A 25,979-nucleotide genomic window follows, 5' to 3' on the forward strand; every position below is an offset into this window, starting at 1 on the left:
CGCCTCTCCGCCGCGCTTGTAGACGGGTTGTGCTGCACTGCGCAATCGGCAAACCCGGGCCTCACGCGATTGCCTGACGCAGCGCAGCATGGCGGTTGCAAATACGGCCCTTCGCGGCGATGGTCCCGCTTTCACGGCGCGGGATTTGGCAATGGGTGACGCAATCGAACCGCTCCACGCGCTTGCCGAGGCTGCCGGCCTGCAACGCCACTGGCGCGACGTCGACGGCCACGATCACGTGGTGCCCGACGAAACGCTGATCCGTGTTCTCGCGGCTCTTGGACACAAGGCGGAAAGCAGGCGACAGGTCGACACCAGCCTGGAAGCCCTGCTGGCCGAGCGCGAGGCCCTTCCCACGCTGCTGGTGGCAGATGCGGGGCAGCCAATCGCGCTCACCCGGCCCTGTGACCACGCCGAGATCACGCTGCCCCAGGGCGAAACCGTGGAACTGCATCGGCGTGACGGCATGCCCGTCGCCCCGATAGTGCCGGGCTATTACGGTTGCCGCATCGACGGCACCGAAACGCGGCTTGCGGTGGCACCGCCGCATTGTCCGCAGCCGCCGTCAAGAGATCATCGCCGCTGGGGCGTATCGCTGCAGATCCCGTCGCTGAGGGCCGGGAGGGCCAGTCCTTTCGGTACGTTCGGAGAACTTGCCGATGCGGTGGAGACCTTGGCAGCAGCAGGAGCAGACGCGGCCGCGATCAATCCGGTTCACGCGCTGTTTCCGGGCAATGGCAAGGGGTTCAGCCCCTATTCCCCTTCCAGCCGCAGGTTCCTGAACGGCGCAATGGCAGACCCCGCGCTGCTGGGCCTGACCCCTCTGCCCGATACGAAAGGCGGCCCGCTGATCGACTGGGAGAGCGCCCTGCCCGAAAGACTGGCACAATTGCGCGCACTTTTCGGCAGCCTGCCACACGATACGCGCGCGCACCTGATTGGGGAGCCTGACCGCGAACTCGTCCTGCACGCGATGTTCGATGCGCTCGACTGCCGCTTTCGTTCGCAAGGGGCCAATGGCTGGCGCGAATGGCCTGCTCGCTATCGGAAGCCCGACAGCAAGGCGGTTGCCCGGTTTGCCGCGGAACACGCGGACGAGGTGGATTTCCACCTGTTCGTGCAGGCCCTCGCCCGCGAAGGCCTGGCCACCGTGCAGGCGCGCGCGAAGGCAGCGGGGATGGCCACCGGCCTTATCGGCGACCTAGCTGTGGGCGTCGATCCGGGGGGAAGCGATTGCTGGGCGCTGGGCGATGTTATGCTGCGGGGCCTCACCATCGGCGCACCGCCCGATCCGCTGGGGCCGCACGGCCAGAACTGGGCAATTACCAGTTTCTCCCCCGACGGCCTGCGGCGTACAGGCTATGCCCCGTGGATCGCGATGATCCGTTCCGCGCTGGCGTATGGCGGAGGGTTGCGGATCGATCACGCCTTCGGGCTCGCCCGGCTGTGGGTCATTCCCGAAGGCGGCGGGCCCGGTGACGGCGCCTATCTCGCCTATCCTTTCGACGACCTGATCCGCATTCTCACGCTGGAAGCTCACCTTGCCGATGCCTTCGTGATTGCGGAGGATCTGGGCACGGCACCACATGGGTTCTCTGCCGCGATTGCGCAGCGCAGGTTGCTGGGCATGCGTGTCCTCTGGTTCGAGCGGGCAAGCGACGACGGGTTCATCGGCGCGCAGGACTACGACCGGCTTGCCGCCGCGATGACCGGAACGCACGACACGCCGACACTGGCCGGATGGTGGACCGGCAACGACATCGACTGGGCAGACCGCCTGGGACGCCTGCCCGCCGGCATCGACCGCGCGAAGGCGGAGGAAATCCGCGACTGGGATCGCGGCCTTCTCTGGTCAACCGTGGCAGGCCAGACGCCGCGCCCTGCCCCGCACGAACCGCGCGCCGCCGTTGACGCCGCGATAGCCCATATCGCCCGCACGCCAAGCGCACTCGCAATCGTCCCTGTCGAAGACCTGCTGGGGCTGGTGGAGCAGCCGAACATTCCCGGCACGGTTACCGAGCATCCGAACTGGCGAAGGCGGCTGGACGCCGCGCTCGATACACTGCTGGCCACCCCGGAAGCGGCGACGCGGCTTGCTCTACTGGAGAAGGGCGGCTGGAGCGGGTGAAGGGAATCGAACCCTCGTCGTCAGCTTGGGAAGCTGCTGCTCTACCATTGAGCTACACCCGCATTTCAAGAGCTTGCACCCTGTCTGGATGCGCCCAATCATCCGCCGTTTGTGCGAAAAGCGCTCGGCGAGGTTCTCTGGCGCGTTCCGCCAATCCGGTCAACGGCTTTTGTCGGTGTCCGATTACGGTGGCCAAGCGCCGCCACGGGCCTGCAGATCACGGCAACTGGGCGAGGTCCGCCGGGGCTGCCTGCGCCCGCAAAAGGACGGCCAGTTCGTCGCGGATGGCTTCCATCCTCTCGATCCGCCCGGCAGCAAGGTCGCGGTCGGGGAATGGCCATGCTGACGGGTCTCCGCCGTAGCGGGCGAGAAAGGCCTGTGCCGTCGCTAGACCGCGCCCATCCTCCAGCCGGGCATCCCACAGGTCCAGCCCCGCGCACTCGGCAATCGTTGCCAGCCGCGCGGCGCCGTTCACGACGTAATGGGAATAGTGCCAGCTGCGGGTGCGACGCAGTTCGTCGATAAAGCGGCCCTGACGGTCCATCTGTACGCCCAGCCGGTAACGCGGGAAGTTGCCGCCGACGTTGCCGACGATATCGGGAGCGCCGGCAAACAGCGCGAAATGCGCGAGATAGAAATCGTAGAACACCCCGTGGTTGTTCGTCTTGGCCATCTCCTCCTCGCCGATTTCGCTGGTGGCCATCCACACGGCGAAATCGCCATACCACTGGCGCAGCGCGTTCTCATCCGCCTGGTTGTAGGCCGGGGACGGCCGCAGCAGGCCGAGCGCCTCCACGATCGTCGAGAGGTGCGAAGCCTCGATGATACCCTCGCCGCGCCCGTTCACTTTGCCCGGGATGCCCTGCGCGAAATTGAAGTGCGGCTCCATGCGGGTGGCATCGTCCACGAACCAGACCCGCGCCAGCGCCATCGCGTGTTCGGCAAAGCGTTCATCGCCCGTCGCGCGATAGGCGAGAGCGAGCGCCCGCATGTCGTTGGAAAGGTCGCGCAGGCGGGACTTGTCGAATTCCGGCCCGTCACGTTCGGGGTTAACCTCCCCGTCGCGGCGCGCGTAGGGGAGCCCGTCACGCTGCGATGGGTCCGGCCACCAATAGGGACCGATTGAAGCATAGGCGTTGGGCGATGCACCGGGAACGGGCGCGGGTTTGTCGGTCACGGAATAGGGCCCGTTGTCGAGCGCTGCTTCGCCCTCCCGGATCACGCGCGCCTTCATTGCCTCGTCCGCCAGCATCGCTTCCACCCAGCGTGGTCGCCATAGAAAGGTGCGCGCGCCGTCGAAATCGGCGGCGTAGCCTGAAGCCCCACGGCAGACCGGCTGATCCGGCTCTGCCTCGAAGGTTGGCACCTGGCCTTGTGCCGGGGCATCCTGCGCCACGGCCGGAAAGGCCAGCAAGAGACCGGCACATGCAAAAAGACTAACGCGAAACATCGCCTGCTCCTTCGATTGCCTGTCGCCATTCGGCTGCGCTGGCCCGGCAGAAGTCGCCGGGCTCGTAATGCTTGAGAGCGGCCAGGGCAGCGCCCCCCTCCACCGCATGCTGCAGGGCATCGGGCCGCTCCAGCCACACCGCCAGTACGCCGGCGGCAAAGGCATCGCCCGTGCCGATGCGATCGACGATCCCCGTCAGCACCCGCTCCTCGCTCTCGGCAGCAGCCTCGCGGGTGTCGACCCGTGCGACGATCCGGTGGGTCGTGCCGTTTTCAACCTGGCGCGCGGTGCTGCAAATCGCGGTCAGCGCCGGGAACTCGGCCAGCAGCGCTAAAGCCGCTTCGCGCCGCCGCGCGCGCCCCTCACCCGAAAATTCGCGGCCCAGCAGCAGCGATACATCTTTGTGATTGCCGAAAAAGATATCGGCCAGGCCAACCATCTCGGCGATTTCGTCTCGCCCCTCGCGGCCGCTGGCCTGCCACAGCGACGGTCGGTAGTTGCCATCGAAGGAAACGGTAAGCCCGCGTTCCCTGGCCTCTCTGGCGAGCGCGCGGGTGGCGGCGGAAGAGGCTTCGCTGACCGCCAGCGAAATGCCCGAAACATGCAGGTGACCCGTCCCTTCGAGAGCCGCCGGGTCATATTCCCGCATACCCGCAAAGACGCTGCCGCTGCGGTCGTAGACAACCTCGCCCCCGCGCGGTCCGGCGGCGGGCGTCAGGAAATAGCTTCCCATCCGGCCGCATGCTGGCACAGCGTGGGCGATATCCACCCCCTCGCGTCGAAGCGCCTTGAGCGCCAGGGTGCCGAGCGCGTTATCCGGCAGGGCCGAGACCATGCGGGTTGCGAAACCGAGGTTAGCCAGCGCGACGGCGACATTGGCCTCCGCCCCGCCAACGTGCACGTCCAGCCTGGCCGTGTCGCGCAGCGTCGCTCCGTCGCTTGGTGCAAAGCGCAGCAGGACCTCGCCGAAACAGGCGACTGCCCGTTCCATCAGCGGGCCAGCCAGCCTCCGTCCACGGCGAGGATGTGCCCTTGCACGTAGTCCGCCGCCTTGCTGGCCAGGAACACTGCCGCACCCCCGATGTCGGCTGGGTCGCCCCAACGCCCCTCGGGAATGCGCTCCAGAATCTGGCGGTTGCGGTATTCGTCTGCCTGCAGGGCGGCGGTATTGTTGGTGGCAATATAACCGGGGGCGATGGCATTCACGTTGATGCCCTTGGGGGCCCATTCGTTTGCCAAAAGCTTGGTGAGCCCGCCGACACCGCTCTTGCTGGCGGTATAGCTGGGCACGCGAATGCCGCCCTGGAAAGTCAGCATCGATGCGATGTTCACGATCTTGCCGCGCGTGCCATCCTGCGATGCCCAGCCGGTCATGTGCCGCGCCACCGCCTGGCTGAGGAAGAACAGAACCTTCAGGTTCACGTCCATCACCGCATCCCAGTCTTCTTCCGAAAAGTCGAGCGCGTCGGCGCGCCGGATGATGCCGGCGTTGTTAACGAGAATATCTATTCGCCCCAGCGCATCGACCGTTTCGTCCACGATCCGCTCGCATGGCTGCGTGGAAGACAGGTCTGCCATGACGACATGCGCGCGCCCGCCTTCGGCCTCGACCAGTGCCTTCGTCTCGTCAGGACTGCGCCTGGCGGCAAGCGCGATGTTCGCGCCCGCCTTCGCCAATGCGACGGCAATGCCCTGCCCTATGCCCGTGTTGGCCCCGGTGACGAGGGCCACCTTGCCCGACAGATCGAACGCCTGGACTGTCACGATTACAGTCCGCGCAGGTAGTTGCTGATCTCTTCGTCCTGCGAATTGGCATAGAACAGCTCGGCAAATTTCTCGCCCGCGATCGCGCTTTTCAGCAGGTCCTGGTCGACGCTCTTCAGCACGGTGAGCATGTCGTGGCAGGTCTTCGCCTTCAGGTCGGACAGTACGGTGCGGTTCTTGGCCATGATGGCCGCGCGTTCCTTGGGATAGCCCACGCCGCTCTCACCTTCGAACAGCTTGCGATAGCAATCCTGCAGGTTCAGCTCTGCCGCCCAGCCGAAGCCCTTTGCGTAAGGCATGGCAATCGCGTTGCCATCGTTGATCTGGGCGAACAGGAAGGCGTCGGTCGGATCGATCACCAGGCCGCAGAAAACGCCGGGCATGGCATTCGCCGCCAGCATGGAGCCGGAGCCCGTGCCGCAACCCGTCACAACGAAATCGGCAGCGCCGGAATTGATCAGGATACCGGTGAGCAGGCCCACCATCGGATAGGTCACCTGCGCCGTATCGTCGGCGGTATACATGCCGTAGTTGTGAACCTCGTGTCCCAGGGGCTCCACCACCGTGGTCAGCGCATCGTGGATGATGCCGTTCTTCGCCGCCTGGCTGTTCTCGTTGATGAGTGCGATCTTCATGATTTCAGGGCCTCTCTGGCTGGATTTGTCAGCGCCGCCGGTTGCTCACGGCGTGTTCTTGGCTATTTTGGTAACCGGTGTCATTTTCGAATGCAAGCATTCATTTCGCGCCTTGCGTTAGGCTATTTAGGTGGGACGACCGATCCCCGCTCGACGAGATTGGATGGCAGCATCCACGGCATCTGCGCCGCTGCGTCATCGGGTTCGATCAGCTTTTGCGCCGCGGTTCGGGCCATTTCGACGATTGGCCAGCGTACCGTGGTCAGCGATGGCCACACGTGGCTGGACAGCGGCGTATCGTCGAAACCGACGATGGAGATGTCTTCGGGAATCAGCATCCCGCTGCGGCGGCAGGTGATCATCGCGCCAATGGCCATTTCATCGTTGCAGGCGAAGATCGCCGTGGGCGGATGATCCAGCGCAATCAGGTCCTGCGCGGCAGTCACGCCGGATTCGAAAGTATAGCTGCCCGGCCGCACGAGTGCCGGATCGAGCGAGAGCCCGGCGGCCGTCATCGCTTCCTCGAAACCGGCGCGGCGTTCCTGCGGCGACGTGAAGCCCTCCGGCCCCTCGATCAGGCCGATGCGGGTGTGCCCCTTTTCGATCAGGTAGGCGGTAGCCTCCCGCACCGCGTCCCGGTCGTTGGAACTGACGATGTGCGCTTCGTCGTCGTTCTTGATTGAGCTCATCCTGACATATCGCGTGCCCATCTCGCGGCACAGGTCGACAATTGCCTCGTCGCTGGAAATCGGCGGTAGCAGCACCACACCGTAGGGGCGCTGGCGTTCCAGGAAAGCGCGAACCTTTTGCTCGAAATCTTCGGTGTTGCGGTCGAACGGCTGGACCATCAGGCCGAATTCGCTGCCCTCGATGCCTTCCAGAATGCCCTGCTGCACGTTGACGAGGAACTGTGCATTCGGGTTGTCGTGGATGGCGGCGATGATGAAGTTGCGTCGCAGCGCCAGTGCGCGGGCCTGCAGGTTGGGTACGAAGCCCAGATCCTTGATCACCGCTTCCACCTTGGCGCGGGTCTTGTCGGAAAGTAGCGGCGACTTGTTGATGACACGGCTGACGGTCTTTTTCGAAACGTTCGCGGCTGCTGCCACGTCGTTGATCGTCGGTTTGCCTTCGCCCTTCATCCCCTCCCCTTATTGCCAGTTGGGGAATTGGCCAAGGGCCATGCTCACATAGCCCCCGGCAACCAGAGAGAGAGCAAGGGGATGTAGGTAACCAGCAAGAGCGCCAGGATGAGCGTGAGGTAGAACGGCCAGATCGTACGAACCATGTCGCCAATCGGCAGCTTGCCCACGGCAGAACCGACGAACAGCACGGAACCGACCGGCGGCGTAACGAGGCCGATGCCCAGGTTCAGCATCAGGATGATGCCGAAATGCAGGGGGTCGACCCCGCTGGCCATGGCGACCGGCAGGAAGATGGGCGTGGTGATCACGATCAGCGGTGCCATGTCCATGAACGTGCCGAGCAGCAGCAGCATGACGTTGATCACCAGTAGCGTGAGCAGCGGGTTGTCGCTTATCGTCCCGATCAGGCTGGCCAGCGCGGCGGGAACTTCCAGCAGGGCGAGCGCGAAACCGAACGCGGTTGCGGCAGCGATGATGAACAGCACCATGGCGGCGGTCCGCACGGATTTCTGGGCGGCTTCCCACGTCCCGCGCCAACCGAGGTTGCGATAGACCAGGGTTCCCACGACAATGGTATAGATCACCGCGATGGCGGAGCTTTCGGTGGGCGTGAAGATACCCGACAGGATGCCGCCCATGATGATCACGCCGGTCATCAGTCCGGGAAGGGCGTAAAGCGCGGCACGCAGGAAAGTGCGCCAGCCGGGAAAGTGCCCTTTCGGCAGGCCGCGCTTGCGCGCTATCAGCCAGGCCGTCAGCATCAGCAGGCCGCCGGTCAGCAGGCCAGGAATGACCCCCGCCAGGAACAGGTTGCCGATGGATACGCCGATACCCGATGCGGCGGCATAGATGATCATGTTGTGCGATGGAGGAATCAGCAGGCCGACGACGGCGGCGGTAACGGTGACGTTCACCGAGTAGTCCCTGTCGTACCCCTTCTCGTCCATCAGTGGCACCATGCTGGATCCGATGGCGGAGGCGCTGGCAATGGCGGAACCCGACACCGCGCCAAACATCATGCTGGCACCCACGTTCACCAGCCCAAGCCCGCCGCGTACCCGGCCGAACGCGGCATCGGCCACGCGCACCAGCCGCTCCGCTATGCCGGCGCGGTACATCAGGTCTCCGGCGAAGATGAAGAAAGGAATGGCCATCAGGGTGAACACGCTGATGCCGGCAGCCATGCGCTGAACCGCCACGATCAGCGGGATGTCCGCCAGGGCAAAGGTAGCCAGCGCCGCGCCGAACAAAGCAAAGGCGACTGGCGCGCCCAGCGCCAGCAAGGCGAACAGGACGATGAAGAGCACCAGGATTTCCATCAGCGTGCCTTCCCCTCTGCCAAGCGCACGCGGATCCGGCCCAGCGAGAAGATCGCCATGACGAGACCCGCGAACGGAATGACGGCGTAGGCCCAGCCCCGGCTGATCCCCAGCGAGGGGATGACATGCTCCCGCACGTCCCAGACAAGCAGCGTCCCGTAGAAGCAGAACACCAGGCCGAAGAAGAAGATCAGCACGTGTATCACGATGCGCAGCAGCCGCCGGTGCGCAGGAGACATGACCTGTTCCAGCAGTTCGATGCGGATATGAAATCGCTCCCACACTCCGGCCGCCGCCGCGAGGAAGACATACCAGATCATCAGCAGCATGGCGGTCTGCTCCGACCACGAGGGGCTGCTGTCGAGCACGTAGCGACCGAACACCTGCCATCCGACCACGGCCGTCATGGCCAGCAGGCCCGCTGCGCCCAGTTTGGCGAGCCAGTCGGCGGCGCGGTCAGCCAGGCCGCGCTTCACGATGCACCTGTGCGCATGGCGAGGATCCGGTCCACCAGCGTGCGCTGGGCATCGGTGGTAAGCGATGCCTGCCACATGCCCGTCATCGCTTCGGCAAAAGGTGCCGGATCGACTTCGTTCACCTCGACGCCCGAGGCCAGCACGGTCTCGCGGCTCTGTTCCACGCGCGTGTCCCACAGCTCTCGCATGTAGGGCACGGAATCGCGCGCTGCCTGCATTACGACGGTGCGGTCTTCGGGCGGGAGGCCATCCCAGGTGACCTTGCTCATCACGAAAACTTCAGGCGCCAGCAGGTGCCGGGTGAGACTGTAGTAGCGGGCGACCTCGTAGTGGCGGCCGCTCTCGAAACTGGGCCAGTTGTTCTCCGCGCCGTCGATAACGCCCTGCGCCAGCGACTGGTAAACTTCGTCCAGCGGCATCGGCACGGCGTCCGCGCCCAGCGAGCGGACCATGTCGATGTAAAGGTCGGAGCCCGGTACGCGCAGCTTGAGCCCGCGCATGTCTTCGGGCGTGCGGATCGGGCCGCGGGTGTTGTAGAAACTGCGCGCGCCCGAATCGTAGAAGCACAGTCCGATCAGGCCGTGCGGTTCCAGCGATGCGAGGATCGCATCGCCTATCGGCCCGTCGACCACTGCGCGCATGTGGGCCGTGCTTTCGAAGATGAAGGGCAGTGCCGCCACCACGGTAAGCGGCTCGATCGAATTGAGGGGTGCCAGGTTCACGCGGTTGAAATCGATGCCGCCGAAGGTGGTTATCTCGAGAGTATCGCGTTCGTTGCCGAGCTGCCCACCGGCATAGATGTTGAGGTCCAGCCGTCCGTCGGTGCGCTGGCGCAGCAGTTCGCCGAAGCGGCGCACGCCCTCCACCGTGGGATAGCCTACCGGATGGGTGTCGACCGAGGTCAGCCGTCCCGGTCCCAGCTTGCGATCGCAGCCGGACAGGAGCAGCCCCGCAGCCGCAGCGCCCAGCATGGTACGCCGGTCAAATCGGGGAAGTTCGGACGCAATCACTGAACCTCGGCGCTCACCAGTTCCAGCTCGATGCTGCCGAGATCGCCGAAGTCGAGCGAAGAGGTTGCCCCCACCGGTGCCTCGTGGACGCCGGTGATGGCGCCTGTCGATACGAATGTTCCCGATTGCAACGCATGGCCGCGTTCGTCTGCAAGACCGCGCAGGAATGCAAGCGCATCGAGAGCATCGCGAGGAAAGTTGTCGACGGTTCGCTCGCCGGCGAGCTTCCCGTCCACGATGGCCCTTACCACGACAGGTTCCCGCCGCGCGCGCCAGTTCGTCACCTCCGGTCCGATCAGCAGGCCATTGTTGTTGCCGAAATCGGTGATGACGGCCGTGGGCCCATAGTCGTTGATCGCCGGAATCGGGCTGGAGGCGATCTCCGCACCGATGTACATCCGGTCCGCTTCTGGCGCCGCGCCCAGGCGGAATACGAATTCCGGCTCGATCGCAGCGAAGCCTGAAGCGAACACCGGCATGGCCGTGGGACCGCTGCCATCGGCACGGCGCACCGACATGGCAAATATGGGACCGGCCAGGTACTTCTCATCGAAACGGTCGAGATAGGCCGCAGGCACGCCGCCAACTTTCCATCCAGCCACCTGGTCATCCCATTGGCCGATGGAATAGTCCTGCAGGCGATAGGCTGCCTCCAGCGTATCGGGCAGGCCCCCGGGCGGTCCGGGCAAGGCGCGACCCGACGCCCTCGCCCGGACCAGTTTGGCCGAGATCGCACGATGCTCGGCTGGGAGGCTGTTTCCGTCCATCTTCGTTTCCACGCGCCCGATCAGAACCGGCCACGCAGGCCGACGAAGTAGCGACGCCCGGAGAAATCTGACTGCGCCAGGCTGTCGCGCGTCGGGCGGTACATCAGGTTCGGCTCGTCCAGGATGTTGAGCACCTGGAAACGCACTTCGACGTTCCGGGTGATGTCGTAGCTGGTCGAGAAATCGAGGAAGCCCTGCTCGTCGGCGAAACGGTTCGACGTCGTGCGGAACGGCTTGAAGTATTGCGAGCGCCACTTGTACGCGAGGCGGGCATTGAAAGGCCCGGTCTCGTAGAACACCGTGGCATTGGCGGTGTGCCGCGAATAGCCCGGAATGTTCGCGTCCTCGATGAATACAGCCAGCGATTCGCCGCTGCGTCCGATTGTGGGATCGGGGAATTCGAAGTTCGAATCCGCGAAGTTGTAGCTCGCCTGGAAGCCAAGGCCGAAGTCGAACTGGTGCTGCGCGGTGACCTCGAACCCGAAGATCCGGCTCTTGTCGTCGGAGTTAACGGTTCGTGCGATCTGCACCGCCGTCGGCGTACCGTCGACGACCAGGCTGATCGTGCTGAGATCGGTATCGAACCCGGTCTGCAGGTTCTTGTAATAAGCCGCTACCGCCAGCGAGGTGGTATCTGCCGCATACCATTCCAGCGAGACATCCGCGTTCCAGCTCTGCAGCGGTTCGAGGAAGGGGTTGCCCGAAGCCGACACGGCTTCACCCACGCTGGCGGCGTCGGATTCGTCGTCGATAGCCAGCGCGGCCGTCATCGCCTCGGGATCGGGCCGGGCGATTGCGCGGTAGGCGGCGAGGCGCAGGAGCAGGTCCGGGTTCAGTTCCAGCGAGAGGTTCGCGCTGGGCAGGAAGTTCCAGAAGCTGTTGGTCTCCGCGTTCACCGTGGCCGGGCCGACGGCTTCGATATCGACCGTTCCCGGATCGGTGCCGGGAGAGGTCGCCAGCGCGCTGCTGACCCCAAGCGAGGTAATCTCAGTGTGCACCGCCCGAACGCCGACATCGGCCCGCGCCGGCAAGCCGAACACGGTGGTGTCGAAATTGGCCTGCACGTAGCCGGCCCAGGTCCGCTCGGTCACGTCGGTGTCGTCGGTGCTCAGGGTAGAGCCGATGGGAAGGCCCGCATCGGCATCGCCGGTAAGGGCAAGGAACAGCGCCGTGGGATCCCAGCTGGCGAAGGTCAGCCCCTGCATGGGCGTGATGGCCCCTTCATAAATGTCTTCCACCGGGAAGCCCATGCGCGCCGCAATCGCTTCGTCGGAGAAGATGTCGTTCACCAGGACGATGGGATCGGTGGAGTCGTCGCTGCTGCGATCGATACCATCGTCACGCACGCGGTGCCGGTCGGCGTAGCGAACACCGGCCTGAATGGAGGAGATCGCGCCGCTCAGTTCATAGGCCGCATCCACCCGGAACGAGAGGATATCGTCATCCACGTTTTCCTGGCGACGGCGCACACGCAGCGCGTTGGTGTACTGGTCGTAGTTGTTAAGGTCGAACGGGGCGCCGACCCGGTTTTCCACCGCGCTGGTGTCGAGGAATGTCAGTTCAGGCACCTCGAGATCCCGGAAATCGAAGCGGAAATCGACGCGGTCCTGCGTGCGGATGCGCATGTCCAGCTCGTCCCGGCGGCGCTCCGTCTGGGAATAGCCACCGTCCAGGGCAAGGATCAGCCGGTCGAAGGTCAGTTCGACATTCGCGCCGATACCGAAGTACTCCTCGGTCTGGTCCTGCCGGAAGGGATTGAGTTCGACGCGGCTGTTGCCCTCGTAGGCAAGCAGTGCGCCGCGATCGCTGACTTTGATCGGGCTGATCCGGCGACGCCCGTCGGCGATGATCAGGTTCTGGCGATCCTCCCGGTCGTCCCGGTAGGACCATTGCGCGTCGATGTTTACATCGATGTCCGGGCCGGGCTGCCACTGGATCGCGCCCATGATGGCATCGCGATCGGACTGGGTTTCCAGCGCACGGTAGATGTACTGGTTGGAAACGAAGTACTGGGAAGCCGAACCATCCGCCACGAAATCGCAGTTGGATCCGCCGTCCTGCGAGAAGTCGGTGTTGCAGACGCTGAAGGTGGAACTGGTGGTAAAGACGTCCTCAGGCGCGGTATCGCGGCGCATCTGGCCGCCGATGGCAATGCCGATATCACCCGCCCCGGTTACGAACTGGTCGACATAGGACCCGGTCAGGCGATAGTTGAACGGGTCGCCGTCAACCACACGGTCTTCATAGTCGCTATAGCCCGCCAGCGCCTGCACCTGCAGCCGCGAGCGATTGTAATCGAGCGGTCGCAGCGTCTGCAATTCGATGATGCCGGACACGCCGCCTTCGATGAAATTGGCCTGCTGCGACTTGTAGACGATGGCCCCGTTGATCAGCTCGCTGGGGAACTGGCCGTAGTTCACATCGCGCCCGTCGCTACCCGAAGTGACTTCGCGCCCGTTGAGCACGGAAGACCCGAGGAAGGCGCCAAGGCCGCGAACCGAAAGCTCGGAAGCGCCGCCCTTGAACCTGTCCGACGTGACGCCCACGATCCGCTCAAGCGTTTCCGCCACCGATAGGTCGGGAAGATCGCCAACATCCTCGCCCACGATGGCATCGCCGATCACATCGAGGTTCCGCTTGGTCTCCAGCGAGTTCTCGATGGTGCGCGCGATATCGCCGGTAACGACGATGGTGTTTTCATCGTTCAGCGCTTCTTCAACCACGTCCTGGCTTTCGTTGGGCGGGGTCGTCTGCGCAAAGGCGGCCTGCGCCGGGCACAGCACGACGGCCGACGCCAGCAGCGCCGCTTTCACAGCGGCTGTGCGGGACGCGTGCGATTCGATAGGATTGCACTGGTGAGCCATGATAATTCCCTCTCCGTTGCTGCCCCGCCTTTGTTGTCCTGGCGAGGTCTGCCGTTCTGGGTGTCCATTTTGACACCGGTTACCCAATTAATTGACACCGGTGCCATTCAAGGTCAATACCCTTCTTGCAAAGAACGTAGGAGAGTGTTGCCGTGAATCCCAAACCCATGGTTTTACGAAAGAATTTCGCAGTCCTCGCGCTCGTGCTGGCAGCATTTCCCGCCGCCGCGCAGGATTTTTCCGCACAATTGCCCGACATCCTCGGCGATGAGGAGGCACCCTACCTGCCCGACTTCTCCTATGCCGGGTACGACTATGGCGTTTCCCCTTTGCCAAAGATCGATACCGTGATCGACGTGGCCGACTTCGGCGCCGTGCCGGACGATGGAAAAGACGACAGCGAGGCGCTGCAATCGGCGCTGGCCGCTGCCCATGCCGCCCAAGGTCCGGTGCGGGTGCAACTGGGTGCCGGGCGCTACCAACTGACCGAAATCCTCTGGATCGAACGCAGCGGTATCGTCCTTGCAGGAATGGGCAGCGGCGACGGAGGGACCGAGTTGTACATGCCCCGCCCGCTCAGCCAGATGGACGACGGCGGCGCGCTTGACGAATTGCGCGAATACTTGGTGCGATACGACAAGCGCGAACGCCAGGCGAATGCCAACCTCGACGTATTGTTCTCCGAATGGAGCTGGAGCGGCGGGTTCATCTGGACACGCGTGCCGGGCGGTCGCCACGCGACATACCTGGAAGAATACGACCGGCCCATCGAGACCGTGGCCGCGATCCAAAGCGGCAGCAGGGGCGAGCGGGTCGTCACCGTGCCCGGGGCTTCAAGTCTTGCCGTGGGCGATGTGCTGCAAATTCACTGGCACAACCGTGCTGGCGAGAACGGTCCCCTGATCGCCGCGATCTATGGCACGGACCGCTCGGAGTTTCCGGTCGGCGACCGACACTGGCTTCTTCCCGACCGCCCGCTGGTGCGCCAGGCCACGCGGATCGAGGCAATAGCGGGTGACCAGGTCACGATCGCCGATCCCCTGCTGCACGACATCAATACCGAGCTTCCCGCCTATTTCGCCGCCTGGGAACACTTGAGCGAAGTCGGCATCCAGGACATGGCGCTGGTCTTTCCGCCCAGCCCGTTCTTCGGCCACCATAACGAGGCTGGCTTCAACGGCATCTATTTCACAGGCGTCCACAACGGCTGGATCAGCAACCTGCGTATCGACAATGCCGACAGCGGCGTGCTGACCGACGATCTGGCCGCGGTCACGATTGCCAACGTGGTGAACGAAGGCGATCACATGGCGCACTACGGCGTCCACATCGGCAACGTTCACAACGTGCTGGTAACAGGTAACGAGGTGTTCAATCCCACGATCCACACGTTCAGTGTGAATACGCAGTCCACCCGATCGGTCTATCATCGCAGCACCGGGTGGGAACAACCCACGCTCGACCAGCATGCCGGTGCCAATCACCAGAACCTCTACGATGCGATGACCGTCCACGTGCGGCCGGAACCGGCAAGCGGAGATCCGCCCGCGACCTACGAGTTGTTCAAGGCCGGCGGGGCCGGATACTGGTTGCCCGGCCACGGCCGCTTTAACACGATATGGAATCTGGAAGTGCTGGTGGAAGGCAACGCCGCGCCCGGAGAGACCGTCGTCGTCGAGGAACCCAGTGGCGGCCCCGAGGCGCGCGTGGTCGGCCTCCACGGCAATCGCCCGCTGCAACTGGACTACACACCCACGCCATACGTAGAACTGGATCAGGTGCGACCCATCGCCGCACCGTCGCTGTACGAGTGGCAATTGCGGCAGCGGACCGGCGAATAGCGCCAGGCCGCCTGCATCCTGCAAGCGGCCTTAGAGGCTCTAGCTGAGGTTCGGACGCAGCCAGCGGGTGGCGGTTTCCAGCGGCATCGAACGCCTTTCGGCATAGTCGGCCAGCTGGTCTTCCCCGATGCGGGCCACGCCGAAATACTGGCTGTCCGGGTGCGCGAAGTAGAACCCGCTCACCGCGGCCGTTGGCAGCATGGCCTGGCTTTCGGTCAGTTCCAGCCCCGCATTGCCGGGCGCGTCGAGCAGGTCGAACAGGATCGGCTTCAGCGTGTGATCGGGGCAGGCCGGATAGCCGGGCGCTGGGCGAATGCCGGTGTAACGCTCCCGGATCAGGTCTTCGTTCGAAAGCGCCTCCTCAGGCGCATAGCCCCACAGGTCGGTGCGCACGTGCTGGTGCAGTCGCTCGGCAAGCGCTTCGGCTAGCCGGTCGGCCAGCGCTTTCAGCAGGATGTCCGAATAGTCGTCGGTATCCTTCCTGAAGCGTTCCAGGTGCGGTTCGATGCCGTGGATGCCCACGGCAAAGCCACCGATCCAGTCACCGGCGGGGTCGATGAAATCCGACAGGCAATAGTTGTTGCGGTCGCGGCTTTTCTTCACCTGCTGCCGCAGCATGGGCAGAAGCGTGCCGTCGTCCAGCACGACATCGTCCTCGGCCGCCTTGCACGGCCAAAACCCGGCGACGGCCCGCGCGGTGAGCCACTTCCCGTCCACGATCTGGTCGAGCATCGCCTGCGCATCGGCGAACAGGCTGCGGGCACTTTCGCCGACTATATCGTCCTGCAGGATGGCGGGGTAAGTGCCCGCCAGTTCCCAGGCGCGGAAGAACGGCGTCCAGTCGATGGCTTCGCGCAGGTCGGCAAGGTTCCAGTCGTCGAAAACGTGCAGGCCGGGTTTTGCGGGCGCCGCCGGCTTCTTCGCGAAGTCGGCGGCGAAGCGGTTTGCACGCGCATCTGCCAGCGACAGCAGCGGCGAACCGCCCTTGCCCGCCCGGCTTACGCGCACCGCCTCGTAATCGTCGGCGATGCTGTCGACGAAAGCGTTCTTGTTGGTGTCGGAGACCAGCTTGCTGGCAACGCCCACCGCGCGGCTGGCGTCGAGCACGTGGATCACCGGGCCCTCATAAGCGGGGTCGATCCGCAGCGCGGTGTGAACCTTGCTGGTGGTCGCCCCGCCGATCAGCAGCGGGATATCCAGCCCGGCGCGCTGCATTTCCTCCGCCACGGTCACCATCTCGTCCAGCGACGGGGTGATGAGACCGGAAAGGCCGATAAGGTCCGCGCCTTCCTTTTGCGCGGTCTCGATGATTTTCGTCCACGGCGTCATCACGCCCAGGTCGATCACTTCGTATCCGTTGCACTGCAGGACAACGCCGACGATGTTCTTGCCGATGTCGTGCACGTCGCCCTTCACCGTGGCCATGACGATCTTGCCGGCGCTGCGCGAGTTCTCGGTCTTCTCTTCCTCGATATAGGGAATGAGGTGGGCGACGGCCTTCTTCATGACCCGCGCCGATTTCACCACCTGCGGCAGGAACATCTTGCCCGATCCGAACAGGTCGCCGACCACGTTCATGCCGTCCATCAGCGGGCCTTCGATCACCTCGATGGTGCGGCCCTTGCGAGCGGCAATTTCCAGCCGCGCTTCCTCGGTATCGGCTACGACGAAACTGTCGATGCCCTTCACCAGCGCGTGTTCGAGCCGCTTGGTCACTGGCCAGCCGCGCCATTCGGCAGCCTGCTTGTCCTCTTCCTTGGAACGGCCACGATAGCTTTCGGCCAGCGCGATCAGCCGCTCCGTCGCATCGGGGCGGCGGCACAGGATCACGTCCTCGCATGCCTCTCGCAGTTGCGGATCGAGCGTGTCGTACACATCCAGCTGCCCGGCGTTGACGATGGCCATGTCCAACCCCGCCGGAATGGCGTGGTACAGGAATACCGAGTGCATCGCCCGGCGCACGGTCTCGTTGCCGCGGAAGCTGAAAGACAGGTTCGACAATCCGCCAGAGCAATGGACGTGCGGACACCGTTCGCGGATTTCCGCCACCGCCTCGATGAAGTCGAGGGCGTAGCGATTGTGCTCTTCCATGCCGGTGGCAACGGCAAAGATGTTGGGATCGAAAATGATGTCTTCGGGCGGGAAGCCGTTTTCGGTCAGCAGGCGATAGGCACGGCTGCAGATCTCGACCTTGCGCTCCTTCGTGTCGGCCTGGCCGGTCTCGTCAAAGGCCATCACCACGACAGAGGCTCCGTAGTCGATGCACTTGCGCGCCTGTTCGAGGAACTGTTCCTCCCCCTCCTTCAGGCTGATCGAGTTCACGATCGGCTTGCCGCTCACGCATTTCAGGCCCGCCTCGATGACGCTCCACTTGGAACTGTCGATCATGGTGGGCACGCGGGCGATGTCCGGCTCCGCAGCCAGCAGCCGCAGGAAGGTGACCATCGCCTGTTCGGAATCGAGGAGCCCCTCGTCCATGTTCACGTCGATGATCTGCGCGCCGTTCTCGACCTGCTGGCGCGCCACTTCCACGGCGGCGGTGTAATCGCCATCCAGGATCAGCTTCTTGAACCGGGCCGAACCGGTGACATTCGTGCGCTCCCCCACGTTGACGAAGCGGGCGGTTGGCCCGGCGACGGCATCCTCTTCGGAACGGTCGATGGTATCGGAAATGGTCATGTCAGGCTGCCAGCGTAAAGGGTTCGAGACCGGCCAGACGGGTGGCGGCGGTCGGCTCCGGCACGACGCGCGGGGCCGCACCGCGCACCGCGGCGGCGATGGCAGCGATATGGTCGGGCGTGGAGCCGCAGCAGCCGCCCAGCACGTTGACGTGTCCGCCCTGCGCCCACTCCTTTAGCAGCGAAGCGGTCTTCTCCGGCGGCTCGTCATATTCGCCTAGTTCGTTGGGCAGGCCGGCGTTCGGATAAGCCAGCAGCAGCGTATCGGCGACCTTCGCCAGGGTCTGCACATAGGCCCGCAACTGCTCGGCGCCGAACGAACAGTTCAGTCCTATGGCCACCGGTCTTGCATGGCGCACCGCGTACCAGAACGCTTCGACGGTATGCCCGGACAGGTTGCGACCCGAAAGATCGGTTAGCGTCATGGAAAGGGCAATGGGCACATCACGGCCCAGTTCGCGCTCCAGCTGGCGCACGGCAAATATGGCGGCCTTGGCATTGAGCGTGTCGAAAATCGTCTCGACCAGGATCAGGTCGGCACCGCCCTCGATCAGCGCCGCTGCCTGCTCGCGATAGACATCGGCGAGGAAATCGAAATCGATCTCCCGGTAGCCGGGATCCTCGACATCGGGGGAGAGGGTCAAGGTTTTGTTGGTGGGCCCGAGCGCGCCCGCCACGAACCGCTGCATGCCATCGCCCGCAGCCGCCGTATCGGCTGCCTCGCGCGCTATCCGGGCAGACGCGAGGTTGATCTCGCGCACGAGGTGTTCGGCACCATAGTCCGCCTGGCTTATGCGATTGGCGGAGAAGGTGTTTGTCGAAACGATGTCGGACCCGGCGGCAAGATAGGCCGCAGTGATATCGCGAATGACGTCGGGCCGGGTCAGCGCAAGGATATCGTTGTTGCCGCCCTGCGATGCCGACAGGCCGAGGTCCCCTGCGTAATCCTCCTCTGCCAGCTTCGCGTTCTGGATCATCGTGCCGAAAGCCCCATCGAAGATCAGGATGCGTTCGCGAGCCGCCGCGTTGATGGCTTCACGCGCGCTCATGCCGCTGCCTCCAGCCGGGCGGCAGGCAGGCGGCGCCCCATCAGGTGGCAGACCGCCTCCAGCTGGGCCGCCCGGTTGAGCGTGTAGAAGTGGAAATCGCGAACGCCGCCGTCATAGAGGCTGCGGCACAGGTCTGCCGTGATCGTGGTGGCCACGAACTTGCGCGTTTCCGGGTGATCGTCGAGGCCTTCGAACATTGCATGCATCCAGTCGGGCACCAGCGCGCCGCAGGCACCGGCGAACTTGCAGACCTGCGCGAAATTGGTGACCGGAAGGATGCCCGGCGCAATCGGAGCGTCGATCCCTGCCGCGGCGGCACGGTCGCGGAAGCGCAGGAACGCGTCGGGCGAGAAGAAGAACTGGGTCAGCGCGCGGGAAGCCCCGGCATCCAGCTTGCGCTTGAGATTGTCGAGGTCGGCCTCGGCGCTCGTCGCATCGGGATGAACTTCCGGATAGGCCGCGACGGAGATTTCGAAGTCTGCCAGCTTGCGCAGCCCTGCAACCAGGTCTGCCGCGTTCTCATAGCCGTCCGGGTGCGGGACGAACGGTTCGCCCGGCTTGCCGCCATCGCCGCGCAGCGCAACAATGTGCCGCACGCCCGCGTCCCAGAACTGCATGGCCACTGCGTCCACTTCCTCACGGCTGGCACCGACGCAGGTGAGATGGGCGGCGACCGGGACTTCGCCCTCCGCAATCAGGCGTTGCACGCCCGCGATGCTGCGCGACTGGGTAGAACCGCCCGCGCCATAGGTCATCGAGACGAAGGACGGGGCAAACGGGGCAAGGCGGTGGAACGCCCGGAACAGCTGCTCCTCCGCCGTCTCCGTGGCAGGCGGATAGAACTCGAAAGAGACCGAGATATCCCCCGGCAGACCCGCGAACTGCGAATCGCGGCCTGCCTTGGCCATTTGGGAATCAGAGACTTCCATGCGCGCTTGACCTTCAGAAATAACCAGAAATTAAAGCCGTGGGCTCACTTTCTTGCGGATATCAAGATATCCTTATATCCGCAAGAAAGGATTGGATTGCGCATATAAAGATTCCTGCATATGTACTCCGAGGTGCGGATCGAAGCTCTCATTGCTGCCCTGTCGGACCCGACGCGCCTGCGCATCATGCGCCTGCTCGAACACTTGGAACTGGCGGTAGGGGAACTGGCTCAGGCGCTGGGCCAGAGCCAGCCGCGCGTTTCCCGGCATGTCGCCATCCTGTGCGATAGCGGCTTGGCCGAACGGCGGCGCGAGGGCAGTTGGGTCTACCTTCGCAAGGCCATTTCGGACGCGTCCGACAGCGCGGTGGATGTTGCCGCCTCGCGCCTGCTCGACGCGGCAGAGGCCGAAGATGCCGAATTTGCCGCCCAGTGCGCGGAAGACCGCCGCCATCTCGCCGCCATTCGCGCCAGGCGCGAAAGCAGCGCGGCGCAGTTCTTCGCCAGCCACGCGGGCGAGTGGGACCAGTTGCGCGCCCTCCTCAGCCCCGCCGAAGAGGTGGAGGAATGTATCGTCGAGGCCATAGGCCGCCAGCCGCTGGGAAGATTGCTCGACATCGGAACCGGCACCGGGCGCATCGCGGAACTGCTCGCCAACCGTGCCGACTACGTGGTGGGGTTCGATCGCAGCCCCGAAATGCTGCGGCTTGCCCGCGCGCGGTTGCAGGACTTTCCCGCCGGTCACTGGGAATTGGTGCAGGGCGATTTCTACGCGCTTCCCTTTGCCGACGCCTCGTTCGACACGGTGACCCTGCACCAGGTTCTGCATTTCGCGCACGAGCCGGTCTACACCCTGCGCGAGGCGGCCCGCGTCAGCAGTGCCGGGGCGCGGATCGTGATCGTCGACCTTGCGGCCCACGCCCGTGACGAACTGCGCGAACGCCACGCCCATGTCCGGCTGGGTTTCACCGACGAGCAGATGAGCGAGTTTCTCCGCGACAGCGGGCTGACCGCCGCCCCGCCCATTGCACTGGTGGGAGAGGCGCTGACGACCAAGGTCTGGATCGCCCGGCGCGCCGGTGCCGAAGTCGAGGGCGATCTCGAGTCCGAACTCGGGGTGACGGCCGCCTAGGCCTGCGCCTCCAGCACTTCCAGCACGCGGGCAAGGGCCTGGCCGGCCGGGTCCGGTTCGTTCATCAGCGCATAACTTCCCGACAGCCAGAGCGCGCAGTGGCCGTGGACCGTGGCAATCAGCGAGCGGACCAGCCGCCGGGCTTCCTCCCCATCGGCACCAGCCCTCATCCACGCGGCCACCTCGCGGTCGACGATAGCGGTCAGCGCCTCACGCGCGGCAACGTCTTCTGCGGCAATATCGGTCTCGCGGTCGATCCGGTGGTCGTAGATCGCCATCCAGGCATTCGCATTCTCCGCCGCAAAGCTGAAATAGGCACGCACCAGCGCCTCGATCCGTGCGGTGCCCGTGGGTGACACGCCATCCAGCGCCTCCTCCAGCCACGCGCTCCATTGCCGGAACGTGTGGCTGTTGACTGCCAGCAGGTAAGCATCGAGCGACCCGAAGACATTGTAGATCGTGCCGACCGAATAGCCTGCCCGGCGCGCCGCCTCGCGTGCGGAAAATTTCGCGAAACCGCGCTCTGCCAGCAGGGCGTGGCCTTCCTCTACCAGCAAGGTGCGAAGTTGCTCTGGCGTATGGTCGGATCGTCTTCCCATGAAACGGGGGATAAGCGATAAATTGAACGCTGTCTAATTTTTAATTGAACACTGTCTAATTTGTTGGCATGCTATCCAGCGAATCAAATGGAGCACGTCTTGTGTTGAGCAACTTTGCCATAGCCGGTTGGGGCACCTATCGCCCGCTGAGGGTGCTGCATTCCAGCGAACTGGATGCGCGCCACGGGCACCCCCGGGGCTGGACGGAGGAGCAATTCGGCATAACATCGCGCCACGTGGCGGGTCCGGGTGAAACAAGCTCCATGATGGCAGCACAGGCCGCCCGGCGCGCACTGGAGATGGCGGGCTGGCATGAGAGCGATTTCGACGCGATCATCGGCGGGTGCGGGGTGATGGAACAACCGATCCCTTCCACCGCAGCGCTGGTGCAGGACAGGCTGGGCTTGGGACGCAGCGGGATACCGGCTTTCGACGTGAACCAGACGTGCCTTTCCTTCATAGCCGCGCTGGACGTTGCGGGCATGGGCATCGCCACCGGGCGATGGCGCAGGGTGCTGGTTTTCGCCGCCGACATCGCGTCGTGCGGTCTGGACGAGAACGACCCCAAGATCCGCTCCATCTTCGGTGACGGCGCGGCAGCGCTGGCGATCGAGGCCTGCGGGGATAATGCGCGCGGCATCGCCGGGCACAGCATGGCAACGTTCGGGGCGCATAACCGGCTGGCGCAGTTACGCGCTGGCGGAACGAAGCTGCGCGTGCAGGAGGGGTACGATGCGCTGGTGGCCGGCTCTCACTTCGAAATGGACGCCTTCGGCATTTTCAAGGCCGCGGCCAAGGCGCTGCCCGATGTGATCGGACAGGCGCTGGCGGCGGCGGGTATCGGCAAGCAGGCGATCGCTTGCATTGTCTGCCACCAGGCCAGCGCGCCGGGCATCAAGCACGTGCAGAAATTGTTTGCGCCGCACGAAGGCCGGGTGGTCGATATCTTCGCTCAGCATGGCAACCAGATTGCCGCGTCGATCCCCACCTGCCTTGCCCATGCGCTGGATGAAGGTCTCGCAGGGGAAGGCGACCATGTGCTCCTCCTCGGCACGGCTGCCGGCATCAGCGCTGGCGCCATGGTGCTGCGCCTGTGACGCGCCGCATCCTCATCACCGGGGCAACCGGCGGACTGGGCACGGCCCTGGTGCGCGAAGCCCTCTCACGCGGCCACGAGGTGCGCGCCACGGGACGTGACGAGAATGCAGGCAAGCTGCTGGAGACGATGGGCGCAAGCTTCGTCACATGCGACCTCGCTGCCGACGTTTGCGACCTTTACGATCTGGTGGACGGTTGCCAGTCGGTGATCCACGCCGCGGGGCTTTCTGCCAGTTGGGGCAGGCGTGACGCGTTCGAACGCAACAATGTCATGGCGACGCGCCTTTTGCTGGACGCCGCCAGCGCTGCCGGGGTCAGGCGCTTCGTCTTTATCTCGTCCCCTTCGATCTACGCCGCGCTGCACGACCGGACCGGGATCGGCCCAGACGATGCCCCCACCGATCCGCCGCTCAACCACTATGCCCGCACGAAGCTGGCGGCTGAGCGGCTGGTGCTGTCCCCGCGCGAAGATGGCATGGCGGCCTGCGCCGTGCGCCCGCGTGCGCTGGTGGGCGAGGGGGACCGGGTGATCCTGCCACGGCTGGTCGAACTGGCTTCGCGAAAGCGCGTGCCCCTGCCAGGCGGAGGCACCGCGCTGATCGAGATGACCGACCTTCGCGATGCAGCCTGGGCGATCTGCGAGGCGGAGGAGCGCGCACCCGACCTTTCCGGCAAGGGCATCAACGTTTCCGGGGGGAAGCCCGTCGCCGTGCGCAAGGTGGCAAGCGATCTTGCCGCGACGCTGGGTCTGTCACCCCGGCTGGTCTCGCTTCCTCGCCCCCTTGCCCGTGCAGTTGCCACAACCATGGAGATGGCAGCGCGGCTGACGGGCTCAGCGACGGAGCCACCCCTTACCCGCTACACGCTGGCGACCCTCGCCTATTCGCAGACATTCGACCTCGAGCCCGCCCGCCGCCTGCTGGGCTATACGCCGCGTTACGATGCACTCGCCACCGTGCTGGAGCAGGCGCGCAAGCTGGAAGGGGCGGAATGATCCGCGTCGGCTTCCGCTGGCTGGAGCGCGGATCGTGCCGCCATCCACAGGCTGCAACTATCAAGGGCGGCAGCCTGTGCGCGGTGGATTTCCCCGCCATGGTAGGAGTCATCGCGCATCCGTCACGCGGCAACCTGCTGTTCGACACCGGCTACGATCCGGCGTTCCTGGATGCCACCCACCCCTTTCCCGAACGTCTCTATCGCTGGACTACCCCGGTGGAGGTGGGCGCGGGCGAAGAATGGCAGGCGTGGCTATCGCGCCATTCAATTGCGCGGGATTCGCTGGCGGGGCTGATCGTGTCCCACTTTCACGGCGACCACGTGGCAGGGGCTGCGCGTCTGGCGGGCCTGCCCCTTTATTGTGCCCGCGCCGGACTTTCGGCGCTCCGCAGCGGGCCCCGCCTTGCAAGGGTTCGCCAGGGGCTGCTTCCCGCATTGGTGCCGCAGGCCATGGACGCGCATGCCCGCTTCTTCGAAGACGCTGCCCAGCGTGCGCTCCCTTCCGCCTTTGCACCCTTTACCAGTGGGCGGGATATTCTAGGCGATGGCAGCCTGCTGGCGGTAGAACTGCCCGGCCATTGCCCCGGGCACTGGGGCCTTGCCTTTATCAACGAGGATGACTGCCCGATCCTGCTGGCTGGCGACGCGGTATGGTCTGGCCGGTCGATTGCCGAGAACCGGCCCCCGCCGCGCCTGACCACCGCACTTCTGGGCAACACCCCGCTCTATCGCGCTACTCTGGAACAACTGCACCGGGCTTCGTGCAATGGGTCGGACGTGGCGATCCTGCCGTCGCACTGCGCCCGCAGCGCCGCCGCATTCAATGCTGGCGATGCAGGTTGATGTTGTCCGCAGCTGGTGGCGCACCCGGCGCGCCATGCGCATGTCGGCAGGCGGGCTTGCCGCGCATCGCGAACGGCAGTGGCGCGAGTTGCAGTCGTCGCTTGCCCGGACACCTGCCATTGCCCAGTACCCGGGCAAGCTGCTGTGCGAATATCCGATCACCGAAATTTGCGATTTGCGCACCGATTATGGCCTCTGGAACAGCCTTGGCCTGACCGATGCAGACCTGCGCGAAATGGCGGATGTCGCCGAGCGCGGCGAGGATACAGGCGATATCGTTGCCGGATGGTCGACGGGCTCCGGCGGCGGTACGCGCGGTCTGTTTGTGGCCAATGCGCGGGAGCGGGCAGACTACCTCGGCCAGAGCCTTGCCCGCCTGTTGCCTCCCGCCGCTCTGTTCCGCCGCCAGCGCATCGCCCTGCACCTTCGCGCAGGCAGCGCGCTTTACAGCGATGTGGAGAGCGGGCGGATGGCATTTCGCCATGTATCGCTGGACCAATCATCGGCGGAAGCCCTGGGCGAGATTGAAGCATATGCGCCTACCGTCCTCATCGCTCCGCCACACCGCCTGATCGATTTCGCAAGGCAGGGCGCAGATCTGCCAAGTCTGCGCCATCTGTTCACAGGCAGCGAAGCGATCAGCGCGGCGGAAACCGATTTCGTGACAAACGTGCTGGGTCTGCGTCCACGATCGATCTGGCAAGCGACCGAGGGTTTTCTGGGAGCCGAATGCGCCGGGGGCAGGCTGCACCTGAACGATCATGCGCTGGCAATCGAGCTTGAGCCGGTCTGCGGCACCAGCGCATTTCGCCCGATCATCACCGACCTGCGCCGCAGGAGCCAGCCCGTGGTGCGATTGCGCGGAGACGACCTCGTGGAACTGGCCGACGACGGTCCATGTGCGTGCGGATATGCCGGCCGCGTGATCCGGCCGATTGCGGGCCGCGCCGGGGACCTTTGGCGCCTCGGCGATATTACCCTCACGCCCCGTCAGGTCGTTGAGGCGGTAGAGAACGTGCTGGGCGCCCGCTGGAACTGGCAAGCCTGCGCCAGCCCGCACGAGGCCATTTTGCGGGTCACCCCAGACGCTCCTGCGGAAGACGCCGCCAGGGCGCAGCAGGCCCTGGCTCGCCTCGCTCCTGTGCACGTAAGGGTAGAGCATACCCTCCCCGCATGGACCGGCCCCAAGCGTCGGAAGGTTGTCTGGACACACCCCTCCACATAGCAGCCTGAGCCGGACTTTCTCGGAACATTGCCCCC

General features: G+C 64.8%; 21 protein-coding genes and 1 tRNA gene. 7 read left to right on the forward strand and 15 right to left on the reverse strand.

Translation table 11 applies throughout. From position 1 onward, the window contains the following. The first annotated feature begins 151 nt into the window (after window positions 1-151). Window positions 152-2,128 (forward strand): 4-alpha-glucanotransferase, encoded by a 1,977-nt coding sequence (malQ, locus tag D2V07_RS10820; protein ID WP_119587196.1) that lies wholly within the window; start codon window positions 152-154, stop codon window positions 2,126-2,128. Here the strand turns inward: malQ and D2V07_RS10825 are convergent. From D2V07_RS10825 to D2V07_RS10875, 11 genes are all read right to left on the reverse strand, one after another. Further along, a tRNA-Gly gene (locus tag D2V07_RS10825) sits at window positions 2,117-2,190 on the reverse strand. The two genes, malQ and D2V07_RS10825, sit on opposite strands and share 12 nt — an antisense overlap. Window positions 2,191-2,345: 155 nt before the next feature. Next, on the reverse strand, window positions 2,346-3,524 hold the full coding sequence (locus D2V07_RS10830; protein WP_158586812.1) for an alginate lyase family protein: 1,179 nt from the start codon (window positions 3,522-3,524) through the stop codon (window positions 2,346-2,348). Between the two features lie 40 nt (window positions 3,525-3,564). After that, on the reverse strand, window positions 3,565-4,569 hold the full coding sequence (locus tag D2V07_RS10835; protein WP_119586999.1) for a sugar kinase: 1,005 nt from the start codon (window positions 4,567-4,569) through the stop codon (window positions 3,565-3,567). After that, window positions 4,569-5,342, reverse strand: a complete 774-nt coding sequence (kduD, locus tag D2V07_RS10840; RefSeq protein WP_119587000.1) for a 2-dehydro-3-deoxy-D-gluconate 5-dehydrogenase KduD — start codon at window positions 5,340-5,342, stop codon at window positions 4,569-4,571. The genes D2V07_RS10835 and kduD overlap by 1 nt, the downstream gene beginning before the upstream one ends. A 2-nt stretch (window positions 5,343-5,344) precedes the next feature. Continuing rightward, window positions 5,345-5,977 (reverse strand): RpiB/LacA/LacB family sugar-phosphate isomerase, encoded by a 633-nt coding sequence (locus D2V07_RS10845; protein ID WP_119587001.1) that lies wholly within the window; start codon window positions 5,975-5,977, stop codon window positions 5,345-5,347. Between the two features lie 122 nt (window positions 5,978-6,099). Next, window positions 6,100-7,116, reverse strand: a complete 1,017-nt coding sequence (locus tag D2V07_RS10850) for a LacI family DNA-binding transcriptional regulator (RefSeq protein WP_119587002.1) — start codon at window positions 7,114-7,116, stop codon at window positions 6,100-6,102. Window positions 7,117-7,160: 44 nt separating this feature from the next. Then, window positions 7,161-8,438, reverse strand: a complete 1,278-nt coding sequence (locus D2V07_RS10855; protein ID WP_119587003.1) for a TRAP transporter large permease — start codon at window positions 8,436-8,438, stop codon at window positions 7,161-7,163. Continuing rightward, window positions 8,438-8,914, reverse strand: coding sequence for a TRAP transporter small permease (locus tag D2V07_RS10860; RefSeq protein WP_119587004.1), 477 nt, complete (start codon window positions 8,912-8,914; stop codon window positions 8,438-8,440). The genes D2V07_RS10855 and D2V07_RS10860 overlap by 1 nt, the downstream gene beginning before the upstream one ends. Beyond that, window positions 8,911-9,885, reverse strand: coding sequence for a TRAP transporter substrate-binding protein (locus D2V07_RS10865; protein ID WP_119587005.1), 975 nt, complete (start codon window positions 9,883-9,885; stop codon window positions 8,911-8,913). The genes D2V07_RS10860 and D2V07_RS10865 overlap by 4 nt, the downstream gene beginning before the upstream one ends. 35 nt (window positions 9,886-9,920) lie before the next feature. Beyond that, window positions 9,921-10,691, reverse strand: a complete 771-nt coding sequence (locus tag D2V07_RS10870) for a 2-keto-4-pentenoate hydratase (protein WP_147366942.1) — start codon at window positions 10,689-10,691, stop codon at window positions 9,921-9,923. Window positions 10,692-10,711: 20 nt separating this feature from the next. Beyond that, window positions 10,712-13,555 (reverse strand): TonB-dependent receptor, encoded by a 2,844-nt coding sequence (locus tag D2V07_RS10875; protein ID WP_119587007.1) that lies wholly within the window; start codon window positions 13,553-13,555, stop codon window positions 10,712-10,714. Window positions 13,556-13,707: 152 nt separating this feature from the next. Between D2V07_RS10875 and D2V07_RS10880 the strand changes: the two genes are divergently transcribed. Beyond that, entirely contained in the window at window positions 13,708-15,396 is a 1,689-nt protein-coding gene (locus tag D2V07_RS10880; RefSeq protein WP_147366945.1) for a right-handed parallel beta-helix repeat-containing protein, read from the forward strand. A 39-nt stretch (window positions 15,397-15,435) separates the two neighbouring features. Here D2V07_RS10880 and metH read toward each other — a convergent pair whose 3' ends face one another. From metH to metF, 3 genes are read right to left on the reverse strand one after another with little or no spacing between them, the layout of a single operon-like run. Beyond that, window positions 15,436-18,075, reverse strand: coding sequence for a methionine synthase (gene metH, locus D2V07_RS10885; protein WP_119587009.1), 2,640 nt, complete (start codon window positions 18,073-18,075; stop codon window positions 15,436-15,438). Between the two features lies 1 nt (window position 18,076). Next, a complete protein-coding gene (locus D2V07_RS10890; protein ID WP_119587010.1) occupies window positions 18,077-19,123 on the reverse strand; it encodes a homocysteine S-methyltransferase family protein in 1,047 nt (348 codons plus the stop codon). Then, a complete protein-coding gene (metF, locus tag D2V07_RS10895; RefSeq protein ID WP_119587011.1) occupies window positions 19,120-20,052 on the reverse strand; it encodes a methylenetetrahydrofolate reductase [NAD(P)H] in 933 nt (310 codons plus the stop codon). Before metF ends, D2V07_RS10890 begins: the two co-directional genes overlap by 4 nt. Before the next feature lie 120 nt (window positions 20,053-20,172). On the opposite strand from metF, the gene D2V07_RS10900 reads away from it, so the two are divergent. After that, a complete protein-coding gene (locus D2V07_RS10900; protein WP_233548357.1) occupies window positions 20,173-21,183 on the forward strand; it encodes an ArsR/SmtB family transcription factor in 1,011 nt (336 codons plus the stop codon). Here D2V07_RS10900 and D2V07_RS10905 read toward each other — a convergent pair. Continuing rightward, a complete protein-coding gene (locus D2V07_RS10905) occupies window positions 21,180-21,782 on the reverse strand; it encodes a TetR/AcrR family transcriptional regulator (RefSeq protein ID WP_119587012.1) in 603 nt (200 codons plus the stop codon). The genes D2V07_RS10900 and D2V07_RS10905 overlap by 4 nt on opposite strands. A gap of 104 nt (window positions 21,783-21,886) precedes the next feature. On the opposite strand from D2V07_RS10905, the gene D2V07_RS10910 reads away from it, so the two are divergent. From D2V07_RS10910 to D2V07_RS10925, 4 genes are read left to right on the forward strand one after another with little or no spacing between them, the layout of a single operon-like run. Continuing rightward, a complete protein-coding gene (locus tag D2V07_RS10910; RefSeq protein ID WP_199698778.1) occupies window positions 21,887-22,879 on the forward strand; it encodes a 3-oxoacyl-[acyl-carrier-protein] synthase III C-terminal domain-containing protein in 993 nt (330 codons plus the stop codon). Continuing rightward, entirely contained in the window at window positions 22,876-23,874 is a 999-nt protein-coding gene (locus D2V07_RS10915; RefSeq protein WP_119587014.1) for an NAD-dependent epimerase/dehydratase family protein, read from the forward strand. Before D2V07_RS10910 ends, D2V07_RS10915 begins: the two co-directional genes overlap by 4 nt. Further along, entirely contained in the window at window positions 23,871-24,719 is an 849-nt protein-coding gene (locus D2V07_RS10920; protein WP_119587015.1) for an MBL fold metallo-hydrolase, read from the forward strand. The genes D2V07_RS10915 and D2V07_RS10920 overlap by 4 nt, the downstream gene beginning before the upstream one ends. Next, entirely contained in the window at window positions 24,700-25,944 is a 1,245-nt protein-coding gene (locus D2V07_RS10925) for a cell division protein FtsA (protein WP_119587016.1), read from the forward strand. Before D2V07_RS10920 ends, D2V07_RS10925 begins: the two co-directional genes overlap by 20 nt. The last annotated feature ends 35 nt before the right edge of the window (window positions 25,945-25,979 follow it).

Source organism: Aurantiacibacter zhengii (genome assembly GCF_003584125.1).
Classification (GTDB): domain Bacteria; phylum Pseudomonadota; class Alphaproteobacteria; order Sphingomonadales; family Sphingomonadaceae; genus Alteraurantiacibacter; species Alteraurantiacibacter zhengii.

Excerpts from the sequence above, each read along its gene's own strand:
- malQ (WP_119587196.1), top strand. The coding sequence starts at position 152 with ATGGGTGACGCAATCGAACCGCTCCACGCGCTTGCCGAGGCTGCCGGC.
- D2V07_RS10835 (WP_119586999.1), bottom strand. The coding sequence starts at position 4,569 with ATGGAACGGGCAGTCGCCTGTTTCGGCGAGGTCCTGCTGCGCTTTGCA.
- D2V07_RS10845 (WP_119587001.1), bottom strand. The coding sequence starts at position 5,977 with ATGAAGATCGCACTCATCAACGAGAACAGCCAGGCGGCGAAGAACGGC.
- D2V07_RS10850 (WP_119587002.1), bottom strand. The coding sequence starts at position 7,116 with ATGAAGGGCGAAGGCAAACCGACGATCAACGACGTGGCAGCAGCCGCG.
- D2V07_RS10855 (WP_119587003.1), bottom strand. The coding sequence starts at position 8,438 with ATGGAAATCCTGGTGCTCTTCATCGTCCTGTTCGCCTTGCTGGCGCTG.
- D2V07_RS10865 (WP_119587005.1), bottom strand. The coding sequence starts at position 9,885 with ATGCTGGGCGCTGCGGCTGCGGGGCTGCTCCTGTCCGGCTGCGATCGC.
- D2V07_RS10870 (WP_147366942.1), bottom strand. The coding sequence starts at position 10,691 with ATGGACGGAAACAGCCTCCCAGCCGAGCATCGTGCGATCTCGGCCAAA.
- D2V07_RS10875 (WP_119587007.1), bottom strand. The coding sequence starts at position 13,555 with ATGGCTCACCAGTGCAATCCTATCGAATCGCACGCGTCCCGCACAGCC.
- metH (WP_119587009.1), bottom strand. The coding sequence starts at position 18,075 with ATGACCATTTCCGATACCATCGACCGTTCCGAAGAGGATGCCGTCGCC.
- D2V07_RS10890 (WP_119587010.1), bottom strand. The coding sequence starts at position 19,123 with ATGAGCGCGCGTGAAGCCATCAACGCGGCGGCTCGCGAACGCATCCTG.
- metF (WP_119587011.1), bottom strand. The coding sequence starts at position 20,052 with ATGGAAGTCTCTGATTCCCAAATGGCCAAGGCAGGCCGCGATTCGCAG.
- D2V07_RS10900 (WP_233548357.1), top strand. The coding sequence starts at position 20,173 with ATGTACTCCGAGGTGCGGATCGAAGCTCTCATTGCTGCCCTGTCGGAC.
- D2V07_RS10905 (WP_119587012.1), bottom strand. The coding sequence starts at position 21,782 with ATGGGAAGACGATCCGACCATACGCCAGAGCAACTTCGCACCTTGCTG.
- D2V07_RS10920 (WP_119587015.1), top strand. The coding sequence starts at position 23,871 with ATGATCCGCGTCGGCTTCCGCTGGCTGGAGCGCGGATCGTGCCGCCAT.
- D2V07_RS10925 (WP_119587016.1), top strand. The coding sequence starts at position 24,700 with ATGCTGGCGATGCAGGTTGATGTTGTCCGCAGCTGGTGGCGCACCCGG.